This window comes from Noviherbaspirillum pedocola, assembly GCF_016632335.1.
In the GTDB taxonomy this organism is placed as follows: Bacteria; Pseudomonadota; Gammaproteobacteria; order Burkholderiales; family Burkholderiaceae_D; genus Noviherbaspirillum_A; species Noviherbaspirillum_A pedocola.
Window position 1 is genome coordinate 128,075 of the sequence record NZ_JAEPBG010000011.1, and the last position, 18,472, is coordinate 146,546.

Below are 18,472 nucleotides of genomic sequence, written 5' to 3' on the forward strand. Positions count from 1 at the left end.
CCACTACGTACTCCGCTGTTGAACGTCAGTTTTTATCCTCGACGGTTCGGTTTGGGTCGAACTTTCGCGTTCCTCAAGGACGACAGAAGACTATCCGGAGTCGGATACTTCCGCGCTTCGTGCGCCACAGTAAACCGTCCCTTCGGTGCGGGCTTCTCACCCCTCAAATCGGCGAAGAACCAAATACTTAGGCCAATTGCCTAAACCTCCTAAAATCGGGTATGCGTCGGGCGGATAACAGAGGCAGAGAACATGTCTTTTGCCTACTGTTTCATGGAGAGTGGTCATGGCCTAGACTGGATTGATTCAATAGTATGAAAATCTGGTAGAGGTCGTGCAGGGCATACAGGGTTATTAGAACCAGCATGCTTCACACATCAAGGCATCTAAGGTGATAGAACCGAAGCAAGGTAATAAATCACAAAGCGAAGAAAGCGACCAAGCAGTCTTTGCAAGACAGTGTTCCGTCCTCCTACCAGACACAGCGGCTGCACTTGTCCAAATCGTTGAAAGGTATGGTTGGAACGAAATCTTGGCAGTCAATGGTATTCGCCCTTCCCATTTAAACCTGCTTGGCATGCTCTCTATCGGCAAAAAAATAACATTTAGATTGCCAAATAAGGCTGACAGCACCTACGAGGGGAATGAATTTGCTACCACCGACAGTTCAGTAGACCATACCGTCCGTGAGCCGCTTGACTCGCACCCGGCGGGCGCAGACCCTACCCTTTTGAGTGCAATGGTATTAATGCTCGGACGCTATATTCTCATCAATGAGGGTTCCGAGGAAGACGAAAAACTGACTTGCGAGCTGACAGAAAAGGGACAAGCTCTTCTTCATCTCAACAGACAATTTGCTGTAGCACATAGCGGGGCATGCTACCAGAGGAATCAACTATCCAAGACCGCTCATAGACTCTTGGCTGACCTGATTTATGCTTGTATATCTGAATCAGAAAAGCCGTATCTTGTCAACAAAAAGCCCCTTCTATGAGGGGCTTCATTTCACCACGAAGAAAACAGATACTTCGCTTCCTTCTTCCAGTTCCGCTCCCAGACCACTTCCGCAATCAGCGTAAGAATGGCACAGAGGAAGGCGATTTCCGTTACTGTAATCAGTCCACCGTGCCAGCCGGCATAAGAACTGACATTGACTTACCGCTTGCAGTTTATACACCGAATTTAAATAGAGGGGAGAACCATGACAGAAACAGCAACTGTAGAACCAGCGAGCAAGATAAAAAGGTAAATCGTCAGGGACAGAGACGACTATGACATAACCAGCGGACACCGCAGACGATAGGTTTGCATAGCTAAAAACAAACGCTTTTGGATGCTGGACAGTATTGGGCAAGGATAGGAAGTCGTCATCCTTGTTTATAGCAGCTACACCAACTCAACGATCATTCAGGACGGAATCAAATCCGGAAATATAAACTGCACAGAATTATATTCATACCGTTCCTGTTTTACCGTTAAAACGCTACTGGATGAAGGTTTTTCTGCAACAATATCGACTAGCCACCAACGAGCCTCATGAACGACATATGCAGACCATATTAACCTACGACGATCTTCTGGAAAACGTAGATACACTGAGGAGCTACTCCAGTTCACCGCACGCTGAAGACCGTGAGTATGCAAGACAGCTTATCCGTCAGGGAGTCTGCTTCGTCGTGCATGTCGCTGGCGGCGAGCCGTTCTTTGCGCCCAGCCGTTTCGTTGGCTACAAGGCCAATACCCGAGCCGCCCATGCAACGAGCCCGACCAAGGATGGCAGAATAACTAACGAAGTGATTAACATCATCGCAGGCTCAAAACCAAACCACAGCGAAGCTCTTGAGCTGGAATACCAACAATTTTGTACCAGGCTGGGGATTAAACCAAGGGACAAGGCACCGTTTGGCGCATCTAGAAGATTCTGGATCCTATCGAAAGCAAGTAACTTTGAAACTGAAGTAGTCCGTTCACTGAACGATAACCCCGCCGAACGGAAGAAACGACTGCGTAAGGCACCAAAGAAGCCTAGGAGCTTGGCCGTTATAGTAAATGTCTTTGCGCGCAACCCTGACGTTGTAGCCGAGGTCCTTCTTCGAGCGAAAGGAATCTGTGAGGGCTGCAAGAAAGAAGCACCTTTTCGCCGGCGCTCAGATAACACCCCTTACCTGGAAGTGCATCATAAAGTCAGGCTGGCAGACGGAGGGGACGATACGGTCGAAAATGCCCTTGCACTTTGCCCGAACTGTCACCGCAAGTCCCATTATGCCTAATCAACGGAACGACTTCGACAGGATACTGAGGGAAATCATACTCACAAGACTGTACTCCCTGAAGCTTTATCATACTGAACCTCCGTACTAACACGGAAAGTTGCACGACTTCGCTATGGCCCACAGTATCCCCCGTCAGTTTCTAACGCTTTGTAAACGTGAGCTCATCTAGTTGCCTTTAATTCTCCTAAACATATCTGGCAATTCCCAATAGGAGACGTTGACCGTAATTGAAAAAAAGTCATATATGACTAAATACGGCCCACAAGCAAAGCATCCTCACCAGTTTAAGTGCGACTAACTAATACGGAACGATAAATGAATAAACTTGTACTGCCCCAAGTTCACGCATCGCGATCACCCCAATTTATACTATTCGAGCAAGAATTCGAAAATTTAAATGCCTTTTATTGGGTGCATCGAGCTGCGACTGCATTAATGTTAAAACATGCACCAAACCATGATCGAATCAACCAGTTCATACCTGCACCTGAGGCGCAGCATCTCGATATCAGTAGCAACGAACTAATCGGCTTGTCGAATAAAGTGCAACTCACGGCACGATATAGCATGCTAGTTCAAGTTGTAACGTTCTACGAAGTCTACATTGGAGATTTCCTGTTCGATCTAATGAAAGCGCGCTGGCCGGCAACAACTCAGGTTTCGATTAAGATTCGACCAAGTGATCTTCCTGACACAAATTTAGAGACGTACATACAGACAGCAACAATAAATGCGCAGATAAAGTCTGTTGTTGATGAGAGCTATCAAAAGCGCGAGGCGCGCATACGAAAGCTATTAACTGAAAATAAATATGATGAGCCTCTGCAGTCACCGCAGCGCTCCAAACTCGTAACTGCAGCATGTGAAATAAGGAACTGCATAGTGCATGCTGGCGGAAAAGTAGATCAACGTGCAGTTGAAACGCTGACCGATTTAATTCCAACTTTACAACTTGGAGACCAGTTGATGCTCGAGGAGCCTTTAATGTGGCAGTTATTAGGAGCTATTCGTGACAGTGCGCGCGCACTGGATTACGTCGTTAGAAAACCCGTCGCGGAAAAGTTCGAAAGACGTGCCGCCAAGAATAAACGATACTATGCTGCTAGGAAGTTGAGGAACCTAGAATTAGCAAAAAAACATAAAAAGCTTTAATTTCTGAAAGAATTAGCTAAACGCTCCGCAATTTCTTTTTCGATCCGAGGTAGGAAAGTTTCCATCTTGACATAATTATGATAATATTATAGAAAATCTGCGGAGGAAAGATGGATAAGGAGCTGGGTCAATACATGACGCCGCCAGCAATTGCCAAAATGGCGGCGAAAGAACTAGGGCAGTGCGACGTTGTTATCGACTTTGCAGTTGGCGACGGTTCCCTGTTAAAAGCTGTCTGCGATATTGCCAAAAATCAGGTGCAATTGATCGGGTTTGATGTCGACCGAAAAATGGTCGCCGCCTCCAAGAATTTACTCTCCAATGCACAAATACGTAATGTTAATGGACTGAGGGCGCGTTTAGGACCCCTTAAAATTTCAGGGAACATGGGTATCATTTGCAACCCCCCATTCTTGGGTGACTTGCCTGATGATATGGATTGGATCAAGAAGGCCTTCCCTGAAGTGCAGGGAAAAAAAGGCTTTGATCGTGCAGAAGTTCAATTTCTCGCCCGTGCATTGGTGACTGGCAGGCAGTTCAATGCGAAAATCATCATCATTTTGCCAATCGGATTCGCCGACGGGGATACGTACAGCCGAATTCGGGCAAGCCTAATGAAGAACTACCGCCTGCGTAAATGCATTGAAGTGGTCGGGACTCCTTTTATGGATACCGAGGCAAGGACAGTGGCGTTGGTAATTGATACCTCACACACCTTAACCAAAGAAGTGGAAGTCTGCGAATTTGATGTAAAGAATCAGACGACTGTTCGGGTCGTCAAAAAACATCTTATTCCTGGCGCACGACTGGATGCAAGATATCATAAGGCCCATAGCTTAGCCCCGCATACAGATATCGTTTTGAAGGACCTGCGCGTGTCGATTACTCGTGGCCTATATTCTCGCAAAGAAGCGGTGATGAGAAACGTAGACGCATTGCATACAAGCGATCTGGCACAAGCTCGCGCCGGCCGCCTTGCCGCTAATCGCCATACTGTTGGAGACAAAGAGCGCCATGTTATTGCAAAGAAAGGGGATATTTTATTGCCGCGTACGGGCTCACGTGTCAGCTGGAACCCTGTCGTATTGGATTCAGGTAATGCGCCTATTACAGACCATGTATTTAGAATTAGGGCACCAAAAGCCGTACGTGAACTTGTGTATCAGTCTTTTATCCATCCATCTTTTCAAGCCTGGCTACATGGAATTTCCAAAGGTGTATGCGCAAAAGTAGTTACCAAGCGCGAGTTGCTTGAAATGCCGGTATTCGCATGGGGCATAAAAGAGGTAACAACCTATTCATCATAGGCAGTGATGGTCCGCAAGTCCGAAAAATTGACGTGCCAGAAAAATACGTCTTTTCTTGCGCTTTTTGCAACATTATAACGTCAGCAAGTCACGTTCAAATGAAAGACGTGCCACCGACGGAGTGCGCGCGAGCGCCCGGCAGGTTTTTCAGGATGATCATAGATTAAGCCTCCTTCCTGGCTCCCGCACACAAAGCACAAAAAAGCGGCTGCCGCGATGGCGTGCGGTTTGGTGCCAATCGGCGCAATGATTGTAGGTGAGTCAATGGAGCCGCTCACTTTATGAATATTGGTAAGAGTATCCATGCAATGTGTCACAGAGTTGGCGGCAGCATAATGGATTTCAAATTCTTCCGTGGTAAGCCGTGACGCATGATTCGAGAAACTATTGAGCTCCCAGCCTGGTTCAAACGCTGGCACCCCAAAAACCGCATGTTTTTTAAAGCGGGCAAGGTTTTCCTGCTGGGTCAATAACATGGCAAGGCGATCATCCTCGTAACCGAGTAAAAACACTGCGCGACCGCTTGAATGTAGTGAAAGATCCAATGATACGCCATGGACGCCTTTGAATTGCCGATCACCCGTTAGGTGAAACCGCGTCGATTCGGAGAGAGTTTGCCGGCTTTCGCGTGTGTATTCTCCAGGCTCTGCATAAATAAGATATATATCGCGAATTTTCTCGCGTTTTGCCGCCAGGAATAGGAAGATGATTTCGGCAACGCCAAGCGTAGTGCACTCAATGAGAATCTCATTTTTACCACGCATGTACGCACATATCGCTTTTTGCGGACAAGGATTGCCGTCTATGAAATGATCATTAGCCACATATGTCATGAGATGGCTCGAAACTGATCTCTGTTGGCAAAGCTTGACCGCACTTGCGCCCCGATCGTCTACATCGACACCATAAAATCCAATTTCGAACATCTTATCAGCCGATAAGAGAGGCGTCGTGCTGTGCGTGTTAGTTTTAATCGTAATCACGATTGAATATCAGAATCATCAATCAAGGAAAGCTGATCACCGGCATCCTTGTTCCAGCCACGTTCAAATTCCTTAATAATAGCGGTGGAGCCCTCATTGGATGCGAGCAATAGCCGGTCTGCTACTCTACCAGGCAGATCAAGTTTCCGGCCGCGCCGATAAGAAATACCGAAGGATGGAGCGAAAATGGGATTGAGCGTATATTCCTTGGATTCAAACTTTGACGTTTTGACCTTGGTTTCAGTTTGTCCAATAAGAACGCCCCATTTTTCAGCTTCATTTAACAGAGTGATTGCGTCATCAGAAAGCTGACCGTTGGCTACCGCAAAATGGGTCTTTTCCGGCTCACTTTGGGCGGGACGCTGTTGAGCTAATTTGAAAATCTGACCTAATGTATTGGCAATATGGTACAACTGCTTCCCCTGCGTGCCAGACCCCTTTACCTCCTCAAGGAAACGTCCGCTGCAATCCCTTGCAGCTTCTGCTTGATCATGTACGGGCACAACAAGTTCGTAGGAAGAGGTAGACTCATTTGCGGACTTATTGGATCGGCCTATCGCAAGATGGCATAGTTCTAGAAAGTGCCTAGTGTTGCCTAACGAAAGCAAAATGAAGGTATCAAATCCGCTGTAAAGCAGGCATGGCCTATTCAACGGCTGATACAGGTAGAAAAGAGTGCCATGCAAAAAATGGTGAATCCATTCAGAATGCGGAGAATTCTTATCTTGGCGCTTCTTGTATTTGATGAAGGAAGCATGAACATCTTCGGGGCTTTTACGCTGATGCAGCAAAGCACCATTCACAACACTGGCTTCCGGGAACTTGTCATCGACAAAATCTTCTGCTTTCAATTTGCCAGGATTTCTACGTAAAAGACCATTCTCAATTGTCTGCATCAAACGACTCCGTAATACCTCATCCGACAAAGCCATTAATGCGACCTGAGCTGGCGATACACTCGGCAAAATTTTCTCAATCGCAGCCTTCAACTTTCCTTGATAGTTCACGTCGTTGCGACGCACAGCAAGTCGGTCTGGATTTGTAAGAGTGTTCAGGTCAACAGGGTCGTCTTCTAGTATAACCTCTTGCGCCATGAGGCGGAAAAAGAAAAGTTCGGCAGCAAAGGTTCGAAAATCATCGCCTTGCTCTTTCTCGATATCAAATGTCCTAAAATCGGCTTCATCTTGAATCATCTCATTGCCGGCTGTGGTTGCCCGGAATGGCATGCCATTGCGTTTCATCGCGACATGAAAAACGAGCGGAGGCTGGCTGAGCTTAAGAAGAGTGTTGACAAAGATCTGTTGATACTCAAGTAGGCTTTCATACTCGTCGACGAAGACAGCAAAGACTGTATCAGTGAGATATGAAAGCGTCTGAATCGCTTTAATCATGACGCCAATGAATGGCCTTAATGGATAAAAGCGGGGTCGCTCTGATGCTAGGTCCAGATTGTTTATCCAGCTGGCGAGTCGCATACGGCTGCGTGAAATGAAGCGCTTCAGTTCCTGATAGGAGCCAGGAATGGTATCGTCAAAATCTGACAATTCTGAAAAGTCCAATTGATTAAGATCACCATATTGGGAGTTTCGCAGCGGCGTGCAATTAATTTGAGCAAGGCATCCTAGAACTTCATCCGCAACAGCAAGGCACAACGCATGTTCAAATGCGTTATTCCAAACATGGGCTTCAATGCCGGCTCCTTGAAAAGAACTTAAAAACTGTATATCAGTCCTTATATATAGACCGATCGTGGAAAAGGCCTCATCCGGAATATCTTTGCGCTTTGCTGAAAACTGGGTATTGTAGGACCAGTAGCGCAGAAGCGTAGTCTTTCCACAACCACGGCCGCCGACGATCACGTACGGTTTTCGTACATACATGATGTGAAGCTTGTCAAAATAGGGGGGAATGATGAAATCATTCCACAGGTCTGGGCCCATTTCTTCTGCTCGATTTCTTGCGAATGCGCGTTCGTATGTTTTCATGCTATCGGTCCAGCAAGGGTTCCCAGTTATTAGTGTCGTACCAGTATGCGGGTAGGGCGTTATTCGGAGTGGCATGCTCGAATGCATAGCTCAGACATTGTCCGCCATACCCAAATGGTCCAACTTTTCCTGTGAGAGGAAGCGATGCCTTCTTGGCGAGATCGAGATAATGCTTTTTCAGCTCCGCTGACACAGCTCGCTGGTATCTTTCGTCCACCCGTGCACCATCGAAAAGGTGGTATTCCTTTCCTAAAGTGTCGGCGCATATCACGTCGACAAAGGGATAATTATGTTGAATAGCGCTGATACCATCTGCATGGGCGGCCAAGACGAGATACACGATACGAACTTCGGGGTGGTCTTTATGAAACGTTTCAAGTTTAGTGATCGACACGAAATCCTTGAACTGGTCGCCTGAACCCAAGAAATCGTCTACGATAATCAAAAGCCGTGCCCCCGGCGACCAGTCTATTACTTTCTGTGGCCATATAAGCCAGTCTGCATAAATGCGAAAAAGCCGTTGGATCAGTCGCAAAACATAGAAACCACTTTTAGTAGGCGGTTTATCAAAGGAGATGGCTGGAACCAGCCGTACACCGGGGTCTTGTTTTTTTGATAATGATTTAGTTAATGCCAAATCCGATGCGAAGGTATAACACAGATCGGGGCAGGTCATTAGCCATTCTAGCGTAGCTAGGACTTGAGCTTTTGACTTGAAAAGTAAGTTGTCAAGCAACACCGCTCCTAGAAATGGATATTGATAATAGTCAAACTGATCAATCCATCTATCCAACCGATCGAGACTAATCGAAGCCCAAATTCCCGATTTAACGTAGTTGCGCGTTCGCTGATGCACCTGTTCAATGAACTGTTGGTTGTCTGGATTGGCTAAAAGTGTTTTCACATATGACCTAACAGGAAAGCTTGGAGGTTTGATAAACGCAACGCTAGCTAAAAAAGGGGAAAAGACCAAAAATTTTTGCGATCCAGCATTCCGTAGTTAGATTTATCGGCTTTGGACACAGGAAAATTTTGCTCCAAGGATTCAAGGGAATAAGACCAAGCGATGGTAGAAGGCGCCTCTGGTCAATTCAATGCGAGAACAGCAACGCGAACTGCATTAGGCGCCGATCAGCATCTACTGTGCCCTGTTGATGCGCAGTAGAATTCCTTTGCACAGGAGGGCCGCTCAGTTTTCTACAGTGCCAATTATAATAAGTTCACATTATAAACAGTCGGGAAGTGTTTTGCTTGAATCGCGGTGAGTGAAAGTGGTGTAACTGGCAAAGGGTTAATCGTCATAATGTCCGCTTCCGCTGCATTGCGGTCAGTGTCTTGAGCCGCGGATCCCGTCGGCACTACATACTCGATTGTCTTACGTCGCGCCAAGATTTGCGCGCTCCAACATCAGCGGCGCTTAGCCGCTTCCCAGCAACACCAATGTGTTAGCCTTTGACGAATTAGTCACGTTTTGCGCACTCGAAACACCTGCGCGGCGTATCTAGCTCGTGCAGTAGCCGAGCTTGTCGTCATGTATCGGGAGAAAGACAATGCGCATCTATTTCAAGGCAGTTTCACAGGTAGAAGCAATCTGTAGAAGGGTAGCTTCCACTGCTGAGATACCCATGCGCCGTGCGCGCAGCGCGACTGCCGCAATGATGGGCTACAAAGACTGGGCAGAACTTAAGGAAATCACGGAGGCAGGGGTAGATCGGCCGTCGCTGCCGGATGAGATTTGTACCACGGAAGTCGTGCAAAGCCGGGTGTTGTACCAAGTCGCGCGTTTGGCCCATGCGATTGCCATTGATGAGGAAACCGCGGCGCGGGCCATTTCCCATATCCGTCCTACGACAGCGTTCTTTCTTCCCTACCTGGAATCGGACTCACCTACCGCTATGCTGTTTCCGCGGCAGTGGACGGGGTCATCAGAATGGCGAAAGGACTCCGACAGATTCATCGCAGAGATTGGCGGCACGGTGCAGCGGGATACGCTTGCCGAGCTTGCCTGCGGCAAGGAAGAGGGCGCTGCCATCCTTGATCCAGCCACAGGTGTTCGTGTGATGGCTGCTTATACGGGCGAGCCACGGGACGGTCTCGAACCGGGGGACCCCTTCGCTGTGCTAGCCCTGCGTTTCGTACCGGTAGTGCAGGAACAAGTGCTAACGCACATCGAGATCCGCCTGTTGACTTTCATGTGCGCCGAAGACATTAGCGAAGAAGGGCTGGATTTCGTCGCATCGGCCGTCATCAGCTATCTCAACCAGCCGGTGATCCACTGGCAATGCAGCGGTAACGTGAGCGGCGCCGCGGAGGGAATACAACTCTCTCTGCACGGCATCATAGGCTCCGATGAAGAACGTACGTTTGTAGAGGCACTGGACGCAATGCTTTGCGAATGCGAGGCTCGATGGCAGAAAATGGAGGGATGTTCGGTAACATCTACAGAGCGTCTAGCCCAGCTGCCGCTCGCGGCGTTCGACAATTACATCGAAGACTTTTTCGAGCCTGATGATTCGGTACAGCCGATAACGGAGCCTGCAATTGAGGACGTCACAGCGGTGTACGACTTGGTCTGCAGCGCTATGCAGCAGGCACCTGCGCGACTGTGCGAATACCTCGGTGCCCACGGCAAGTCCGACTATGCCGACTTCGCCCAGGCACACCACGTGGCCACTCCAGAGGGCATCCGCCTCTTCCTCGAATTCGTACAGGCGATGGAGCATGCACGAGCTTTGCCCGCCGAAGTCGCGGTCTTCATCCAGAACCATTTCATCACTACCGGGGTGGCGAATGCTGAAGGCATGGAGGGGTTCCTGCACGAGACGGGAGAAATGCAGGGTGACCTCGAAAAGACGTTGTCCGAGATGAACCAGCGCCACGCAGACAAGGCGGCAGCATTGGACTGCCGCGAAATGGAGAAGCACTACCGTGAGACACCTCCAGCGCGCCTTGCCGATATCGTCTTCGCGGGCCAGGCCGCTTTCCTGGGTAACGTTGAGGCGCGATAGATGGCGGGGAGATCAATGTCGATGTATTTGGCCGCGCTTAAGGCTTCACTCACCAACTTAAGCTGATGGAGAGGCAGGGCATACGCGCCTGAAACCATTTATAACGCCCTAGGCTCACCTCGCAATAGCAGCATGTTTCCGTTCAACTGCGATGCGATGATCCGAAAGGAGCCGCAATAAAAAATCCCCGCTGCAATGCGGGGATTTCTGTTTCCGCCCGAAGCGACGGGCACCGTCCAAGAATCACTCAGGACGGATGTTGGATGCCTGCTTACCTTTCGGACCTTGCGTTACATCGAACGATACTTTTTGGCCTTCTTGCAGCGACTTGAAACCGTTGCCTTGAATAGCCGAAAAGTGGGCGAAAAGATCTTCACCACCGCCGTCCGGCGTAATGAAGCCGAAGCCCTTTGCATCATTGAACCACTTAACTGTACCCGTCGCCATTTCCTGTTCTCACCGAAAAATTAAAAGTCTGGCAAATCTGCCGCAGACATTCTAATGCGCGAAATAGCAAGTTTGTCAAAAATCTGGTACTTCCACCCAACAGATTGCGCTTGCGGTGTCATGCCGCCACGGGACATTAAAGTTTGGTGTGCCGAGCAATTCCTGGATATGCCGGGCGGTAGACGAATTTCGGAAGCCTCGCCCGTTACGGGTGAATGGCTGTCCTCATGGAAAATACGATTTCCTGATCGATACAATCTTAGGCTTTTGCTGCTTAACGGCTTTTATTACGAGTTGTACGGTGATTTCGCGGTGGAGGCAAATGATAAACTTTGCGCCTGCTTAGGAGACATAATCTTGACGTGCAGAGGCCCAGCCAAGAGGTCTTGCATTACGTCGGCTGTACAAGGGAACTTCGCTGTGCTTGGCATCGATCCACGATCTTTTGTTGTTATTACCGCCGCCTTTGGCATCTTGTGTTCATTTGTGCTGTTCGCTTTGCATTCAGGTTTCCCGCGGGATATTAAAGGGCTGGCACGTTGGGGCAGGGGATGCGCCTTTATGGCTACTGCAGCCGCTCTGCTTTCAATGCGCGGCGCCATACCATCTGTGTTTTCCAATTTCCTTTCAGACCTTCTGATAATTTCCGGAGTTGGAGCAATCTACGGGAGCCTTCAGGAGTTCACAGGCGTAGCGCCGAACACCAGACGCGTTACTGCCTTGTTCTTCATTGCCGCGCTGGGTCTTGCCTGGGTCACCTTCGCTCATGATGACTATCGTGTCCGCGTCCTTATCATGAGCGGCGTGCTGACGATTCTGTTCAGTGCTTGTGCGTGGGTCATCATCAAAAGCCGCGACAAGGGCTTTCCGGATTTGTTCACGCAGTATCTCTTCATCGGCACGGCCGGCATCACGTTTGCGCGCTTCATTACAGCGATTTTCGAGGAACGGGCGGTAACTTTCGACAAGGATTTCTCACTGATCCGTCACGTCTACCTTGGGACATTTGCGTTCTCGACTGTAGGGCTTACCCTGGGGTTCATCTTGATGGTCAACCGTGCCTTGCACTCGAAACTTGAGTACCTGGCATCCCGCGATCATATGACCGGTGCCTATCGACGTGATGCCTTCATGCAGCGGCTTGACGACGAGATTGCTGCAGCAGAACGGCAATGCAAGCCGCTAGCGCTGCTGATGATGGACCTCGACAATTTCAAATCGATTAACGACCGGTACGGTCACACCGTCGGCGACCATGTCATCCGGGATTTCGCAGATAAGCTGACGCACGAACTACGCCATAACGACTGTGTCGGCCGCTACGGTGGCGAAGAATTCATTGTGCTGTTGCCGCATACTGGAGAAGTCGACGCGAAAGCCATTGCCGAACGTATCCGGGACGCAGCAGCGCAGCATACACACGGGGATATTCCGGCTTATACAGTCAGCATTGGCTTGGCATTGCTGAGCCCGCCAACGAGCGGTGCGCAGGCGCTCATCGATGCGGCAGATAAGGCGATGTATATGGCGAAGCAAGCCGGTAAGAACAAAGTGGAAATTGCTTCTGTGGAAATGCAAGAATTGCTTTGATGAACGTTTTTAAGTTGGGTATGCCGTTATATGGTCACATGAAACACACTCTTGCAGCCTTACTTGTTCTTCTTACGTTGGCCGGATGCGGCACCGCACCGCGTGCGCCGTATGTTACGCCTGCACGATTTACCGAAGCCACCTTCCGCAACGAGCCGGAATCCTCAGCGGCGGCGCGTGAGGTGGGGCTGTACTCCCTAATGCTTCTACAAACCGGCTACGAATTCGGCGGGAAAAATCCAGTTGCCGGGTTCGACTGCTCGGGCTTGGTCGCTTATGTGTACCGTGAAGCCGCCGGCCTTGCGCTGCGTGGGAATGCAGCATCGCTGGCACGCGACGGCAGGGAGGTGCCGGTGGATCAGATGCGCACCGGCGACCTCGTGTTCTTCAACACGCTGGGCCGCCCGTTTTCGCACGTTGGCATCTATCTGGGACGAGGAGAATTCGTCCATGCCCCGAATTCACGGGGCAGGGTGCGCGTCGAAAAGCTCACCATCCGTTATTGGTCGCAGCATTTCGAAATGGCCAGGACCCTGCTCGATTGAGCGGCAGAGGTGTTGAGCCGTGCTTAATGTGTGCGGCTCTCAGAGAGCGTTGGCTGCAACTTCGAGCGCGATGCCGGCACTGAGAACTTCGCAAAAGGCACGTAGTGGAGCTTTGTGCCAGTGGCATCCATACCCAATTCCCATCACCATCACGGTGACGGCGAACGCAAATTCCATTGCTGTGTCGGCCAGGCGAGTTAGAGCGGATGTGGAAGCAGTCCTTTGATGCATTTTCAGGCAGGTTCAGTAGGTGCAATTGACAGAGGCGGTCGGTGTTGCTGTCTTCGCAACCGCTGCTCGTGCCCGCTATGGCAGGCAAGTCACCAAGGCCAGAAGACGGTCAATGTGTAGCCGCCATTATTGCACCGCAACATGACAGCTTACTGACAACGATCGGCATTGCCATCGGCATTTGGCTCTTTACAACACATGCATTCCAGCCTGTGCCGGATTTAGAGAAACTCTTGCCAGGACGGGATCAGCAACAACAGTAACGTGCGAGGCTTCAACGATTGATCGGTGGACTTCCTCCAGCGCTTGCTCGTTCTGAACCACTTCAAAGTGGTTGCAGTCGATTTCCACCAGCCGCATATCCTGGCGATATCGCATCGACGCCAATGTCACGACGCCGTCGTTCGGTTCGAGAACGAAAGGAGAGGCGCCTGCCAGTGTGACGATATTGGTCCAGACGCCCGGCGCTCCCATCTTGCCGGCCTCGACGATCGGACGGCCAGCCGGGCGAATTTCTGTCAGCACGCGGCTAAAGGGCAGAAAGCAGGCGACTACGCTGGCCGCGGCGCTGCCGCCATACGGCGTTGCCAAAGTGATTCCTCCGGCACAACGCTCGCCCAAATGGTGCGCCAGATGAAAAGCGTGAATGCCGCCCAGCGAATGTGCGATGAAGAAGATGTCATCCATTCCGTCGAGACAGCGCAACATGCCTTCGTGGTTGTTGTAGAAGCCGGCCTCGCTGTCATATTCAAGCACGATTTCATCGTGTCCTGATGTATGGGAGCGAATGAAGTTAAAGCTGTGCGCGGTAGCGCGGTTGCCGTGAATGTAGACGATGTGCATTTTCCCTCCGTGGTTTGGCATACGGTGTGCCAAGTGCACGGAGGAAATGCTAACCGCTCATGTTGCGTTGCAACATAGGAGCATGCCTCATACCTGTGTAGGACATGAAGTATATCGGTAACATTGAGGCTTTAGGTTCACACAAGGATGCGGGCCATGCTACTGCCGGCATTCCGCGATTACGAACATGATTTTACATAAAGAGGATTATGCAATTTCTTGAGTGTCACAGCCAGATTAGAATGTCTCGATCTGGCCAAATCAGAATGTCCCACTTGGTGCGGATGACGACATGGTAATTCGGTCATGCTGAGTGCTTCTTTGGATTCGGAGGCACACCATGGCCAGCACCGAACTGATCACCATGAGCATGCAGGAAGCCGACCGCCTCAAGACGATCCAGCTTGTGATCGACGGCAATCTCAGAGCGTCCACGGCAGCGCAACGCCTGAACCTGACGAAGCGTCAGGTGAATCGTCTGGTGCAACGCTACCGGCAAGACGGTGCCGCCGGCCTGATCTCGCGGCAGCGCGGCCAGGCTGGACACCATCGATTGCAGCCTGAACTGCGCACTGTAGCGATGACGATCCTGCGCCAGCGGTATGCCGATTTTGGTCCTACTTTGGCCTGCGAGAAGCTGCGCGAATTGCACGGCATTGAAGTGGCCAAGGAAACGCTGCGGCTGTGGATGATGGAAGCTGGCCTGTGGATTCCCCGCAAACTGCGCTCGCCGACGGTCTATCAACCGCGCAATCGCCGGCACTGCGTGGGCGAACTGGTGCAGATCGATGGCAGCGATCATCCGTGGTTCGAGGACCGGGCGCCGGCCTGCACCCTGCTGGTGTTCATCGACGATGCGACGAGCCGCCTGATGCAGCTGCATTTCACCTACTCGGAATCGACGTTCAGCTACTTCGAAGCCCTGCGGACCTATCTTGAGCGGCATGGCAAGCCGCAGGCCTTCTATAGCGACAAGGCGGGCATTTTCCGGGTCAACCAGAAGCAGACTGCCGGTGGCCGGGGTTATACGCAGTTTGGGCGGGCGCTGTACGAGCTCAATATCGAGAGCCTGTGCGCCAATACCAGCCAGGCCAAGGGGCGCGTGGAACGCGCGAATTTGACCTTGCAAGATCGCCTGGTGAAGGAATTGCGGCTGCAGGGCATCAGCACGATAGCTGAAGCCAATGTGTATGCGCCGGCCTTCATCGCTGATTACAACCGGCGCTTTGCCAAGCCGCCGCGCAACGATTTCGATGCGCACCGGCCGCTGCGCGACGACGAAGATCTCGACTTGATTTTTACCTGGCGCGAGGCGCGCAAGGTGTCGCACGCACTGACGCTGCAATACGACAAGACGCTGTATCTGTTGGCGAATACGCCGGCCATGCGCAAGCTGATTCACCGCTATCTTGACGTCTACGAGTATCCGGATGGGCGTATCGAGATTCGCGCCAATGGTGTAGTGCTGCCGTACGCGACCTACGATCGCTTGCCGCAGGTGGAGCAAGGCGCGATTGTGGACAACAAGCGCCTGGCGCATGTGCTGCAAGTGGCGCAGCTCGTGCAGCAGCAGCGGGATGACCGGCGTGGGCGCTCTGGCACGCCGGCACGGACCAATCAGGGCAAGACCCCGGCCAACGTGCCGGCGCGGCCGGGGACCAAGCGACAGCGGCAATTGAGTGCTGACGATTTGGCACAAGCGCTGCACGCGGCAATGCACTAAAGAAAGGGCGGCGGCCGAAATTCCATTCTTGCTGGCAAAAGGCCTAACTAACCGCCCTCTTCGCTCTTGCTTCTTATTCCGCGGCGCGGCTGCAAGTTAAGCAACCCTGGAAGATTAAAGGTGGGACATTTGAATTTGGCCCGCGGTGGGACATTTGAAAATGGCTTGAACACTTGAGTGTAGGCGCAAAATAGTAATGTCCGATTTCTCCCAAATAGAAATGTCGCGTTTTCTCGCCGACGACACCGAGTTTGGGTAACTCAGCCATGCTGCATTTTCCTTGTTCAGGAGGTGCAGCATGGCGCAAATCGAGACCATTACGATGAGCATGCGTGAGATCGATCGGCTTAAGGTGATACAGGCTGTCGCGGATGGGCATCTGAAGCCAATGCAGGCAGCTCAGCGCTTAACGCTGACCACACGGCAGATTCAGCGTCTCGTGAACCGGTTTCTCAGCGAAGGTGTCGCGGGATTGGTTTCACGCAAGCGCGGCCGTCCCGGCAATCGGCAACTGGCGCCAGGGTTGGCAAACTTGGCACTGACGATTATCCGAGATCGGTATGCGGATTTCGGCCCCACTCTGGCTCGCGAGAAGCTCAGCGAATGCCACGGCATTTCGATCAGTACCGAAACGATCCGCCGGCTGATGACTGAAGCCGGGCTGTGGATACCACGGCGCCAGCGACCGGCAACGATCTACCAGCCGCGCAATCGCCGGCATTGTGTTGGGGAATTGGTCCAGATTGACGGCAGCGACCATGCCTGGTTTGAAGACCGGGCGCCGACCTGCACTCTGCTGGTCTACGTGGATGACGCCACCAGCCAGCTCCTGCAACTGCACTTCACGCCCTCGGAATCGACATTCAGCTATTTCGAAGCCACCCGCGCCTACATCGAGCAGCATGGCAAGCCGCTGGCTTTTTACAGCGACAAGGCCAGCGTCTTTCGGGTCAATCAGAAGAATGCAACCGGCGGGGATGGCTGCACCCAATTTGGCCGGGCGCTGTTTGAGTTGAACATTGAAGGGATTTGCGCCAATTCCAGCCAGGCCAAGGGGCGCGTGGAACGGGCCAATCTGACGCTGCAGGATCGCCTGGTGAAGGAGTTGCGGCTGCAAGGCATCAGCACGATGGCAGCAGCCAACGCGTATGCGCCAACTTTCGTTGCGGATTACAACCGGCGCTTTGCCAAGCCGCCGCGCAACGATTTCGATGCGCACCGGCCGCTGCGGGACGACGAAGATCTCGACCTGATCTTTACGGAGCGCCAGCCACGGCGTGTTTCGCACAGCCTGACGCTGCAGTACGACAAGATGCTCTATCTGCTCGCCGATACGCCGGCGAGTCGGCGTCTGATCGGCAAGTATGTCGAGGTGTACGAATACCCGGACGGCCGCATTGAAGTCCGGGCGGATGGTATCGCCCTGCCCTACACCACTTACGATCGGCTCTGCGAGATTGACCAGGGCGCGATCGTTGAGAACAAGCGTCTCGGGCATGTGCTGCAGGTGGTGCAAGCCGTCCAGCAGCAACGTGATGACCGACGCAGCCACTCGGTGCTGGTTCGCACGCACCGTGGTGTACCGGCTGTGCCAAAGAAGGCGGCGCCTGGCAAGAAGACACAGCGCAGCCTGAATGCGGACGATATTGCGCAGGCAATTCAGCAAACCCAAAGCAAGGCAACGGCGCCGCCGAATTCGCTTACCGAGATCGTTTGAAGTTACCGCTTAGACGACCCTTCCGCTACCGCGGCTGCAAGCAATCAAAACCCAGAGACTGAGATACCGGATCGAAAAAACGGACATTTCAACTTTGCTGGGAACCGGACATCTGAACTTTGCTTTGACACTTGAGTCTTTGCAACTTTGAGATCGTTTGTCATTTGTTGCTACTTGCTCAAAAAGGACTTTCGCCCAGCTATTTCTCGGTAGGGCCGCCTAGACCGAACGCTTGGCACGCACTATCGCCGTGCGGGTCAATGCACGACATTGGCAGAGCGTGTTTATCAAAAACGGCTACGCCGTGCGGACCGCACGGTGTAAGCCTTTCCCCAAGAATTTATGCAGATACCGCCGGCACAGTGCAGGTATCACGCCACGCATTGGACGGTGCCATTGATTCAGGACCAGTTGCGAGAGCATTTGAACCAAGTATTTTTTGATGCGACGGTCAGGCGGGCGATGCGTCATGTAGGATATGTCTGGACAGCGACTGCGCTACGTGTTGGGGCCGATGCCGAGCCGGAAAAAGTCTCGTATCCGGCGCGTGCTTGGCAACCTACCGCCGCGCAGCGTCGTGCTGATGTAGCGTAAACTGGTGTGCTGCTTTTCCCGCCGCTGTGCGCCATTTAGGTACCGTCGCGCGTCGTACTCACTGGCTGGAATGC

At 51.7% G+C, this 18,472-nt stretch carries 14 protein-coding genes; 9 read left to right on the forward strand and 5 right to left on the reverse strand.

Going from position 1 to position 18,472, the window contains the following annotated elements:
* The first annotated feature begins 391 nt into the window (after positions 1 to 391).
* From JJB74_RS22275 to JJB74_RS22290, 4 genes are all read left to right on the forward strand, one after another.
* A complete protein-coding gene (locus JJB74_RS22275; RefSeq protein WP_200595568.1) occupies positions 392 to 994 on the forward strand; it encodes a hypothetical protein in 603 nt (200 codons plus the stop codon).
* Positions 995 to 1,490: 496 nt separating this feature from the next.
* The gene (locus JJB74_RS22280) at positions 1,491 to 2,270 is read left to right on the forward strand and encodes an HNH endonuclease (protein WP_234484763.1); all 780 of its coding nucleotides are present in this window, start codon (positions 1,491 to 1,493) and stop codon (positions 2,268 to 2,270) included.
* A 318-nt stretch (positions 2,271 to 2,588) separates the two neighbouring features.
* Positions 2,589 to 3,425 carry a hypothetical protein gene (locus JJB74_RS22285; RefSeq protein WP_200595572.1) on the forward strand — a complete coding sequence of 279 codons (837 nt, stop codon included), beginning with the start codon at positions 2,589 to 2,591 and terminating at the stop codon, positions 3,423 to 3,425.
* A gap of 110 nt (positions 3,426 to 3,535) precedes the next feature.
* A complete protein-coding gene (locus tag JJB74_RS22290) occupies positions 3,536 to 4,732 on the forward strand; it encodes an N-6 DNA methylase (protein ID WP_200595573.1) in 1,197 nt (398 codons plus the stop codon).
* Positions 4,733 to 4,812: 80 nt separating this feature from the next.
* Here JJB74_RS22290 and JJB74_RS22295 read toward each other — a convergent pair whose 3' ends face one another.
* The 3 genes from JJB74_RS22295 to JJB74_RS22305 are packed head-to-tail and all read right to left on the reverse strand — an operon-like array spanning position 4,813 to position 8,604.
* Positions 4,813 to 5,715, reverse strand: a complete 903-nt coding sequence (locus JJB74_RS22295) for a hypothetical protein (RefSeq protein WP_200595575.1) — start codon at positions 5,713 to 5,715, stop codon at positions 4,813 to 4,815.
* Positions 5,712 to 7,700 (reverse strand): ORC-CDC6 family AAA ATPase, encoded by a 1,989-nt coding sequence (locus JJB74_RS22300; RefSeq protein ID WP_200595577.1) that lies wholly within the window; start codon positions 7,698 to 7,700, stop codon positions 5,712 to 5,714. Before JJB74_RS22300 ends, JJB74_RS22295 begins: the two co-directional genes overlap by 4 nt.
* Position 7,701: 1 nt before the next feature.
* Entirely contained in the window at positions 7,702 to 8,604 is a 903-nt protein-coding gene (locus JJB74_RS22305) for a phosphoribosyltransferase-like protein (protein WP_200595579.1), read from the reverse strand.
* A gap of 646 nt (positions 8,605 to 9,250) precedes the next feature.
* Between JJB74_RS22305 and JJB74_RS22310 the strand changes: the two genes are divergently transcribed.
* The gene (locus tag JJB74_RS22310) at positions 9,251 to 10,708 is read left to right on the forward strand and encodes a hypothetical protein (RefSeq protein ID WP_200595580.1); all 1,458 of its coding nucleotides are present in this window, start codon (positions 9,251 to 9,253) and stop codon (positions 10,706 to 10,708) included.
* A gap of 243 nt (positions 10,709 to 10,951) precedes the next feature.
* Here JJB74_RS22310 and JJB74_RS22315 read toward each other — a convergent pair whose 3' ends face one another.
* Positions 10,952 to 11,155: a cold-shock protein gene (locus tag JJB74_RS22315; RefSeq protein WP_200595582.1), complete on the reverse strand. Its 204-nt coding sequence runs from the start codon at positions 11,153 to 11,155 to the stop codon at positions 10,952 to 10,954.
* A gap of 420 nt (positions 11,156 to 11,575) precedes the next feature.
* Between JJB74_RS22315 and JJB74_RS33975 the strand changes: the two genes are divergently transcribed.
* Both JJB74_RS33975 and JJB74_RS22325 read left to right on the forward strand, forming a co-directional pair.
* Complete coding sequence (locus tag JJB74_RS33975) at positions 11,576 to 12,745, forward strand: GGDEF domain-containing protein (protein ID WP_200595584.1); 1,170 nt, start codon at positions 11,576 to 11,578, stop codon at positions 12,743 to 12,745.
* The gene (locus JJB74_RS22325) at positions 12,745 to 13,290 is read left to right on the forward strand and encodes a C40 family peptidase (protein ID WP_234484764.1); all 546 of its coding nucleotides are present in this window, start codon (positions 12,745 to 12,747) and stop codon (positions 13,288 to 13,290) included. Before JJB74_RS33975 ends, JJB74_RS22325 begins: the two co-directional genes overlap by 1 nt.
* A 420-nt stretch (positions 13,291 to 13,710) precedes the next feature.
* Here the strand turns inward: JJB74_RS22325 and JJB74_RS22330 are convergent, their stop codons facing one another.
* Positions 13,711 to 14,364 carry a hypothetical protein gene (locus tag JJB74_RS22330; RefSeq protein WP_200595585.1) on the reverse strand — a complete coding sequence of 218 codons (654 nt, stop codon included), beginning with the start codon at positions 14,362 to 14,364 and terminating at the stop codon, positions 13,711 to 13,713.
* Positions 14,365 to 14,704: 340 nt separating this feature from the next.
* Here JJB74_RS22330 and JJB74_RS22335 point away from each other — a divergent pair, with 340 nt between their 5' ends.
* Together JJB74_RS22335 and JJB74_RS22340 are read left to right on the forward strand one after the other, a co-directional pair.
* A complete protein-coding gene (locus JJB74_RS22335) occupies positions 14,705 to 16,087 on the forward strand; it encodes an ISNCY family transposase (RefSeq protein ID WP_200595587.1) in 1,383 nt (460 codons plus the stop codon).
* Between the two features lie 298 nt (positions 16,088 to 16,385).
* Positions 16,386 to 17,804 carry an ISNCY family transposase gene (locus JJB74_RS22340; RefSeq protein ID WP_200595589.1) on the forward strand — a complete coding sequence of 473 codons (1,419 nt, stop codon included), beginning with the start codon at positions 16,386 to 16,388 and terminating at the stop codon, positions 17,802 to 17,804.
* Positions 17,805 to 18,472 lie beyond the last annotated feature (668 nt).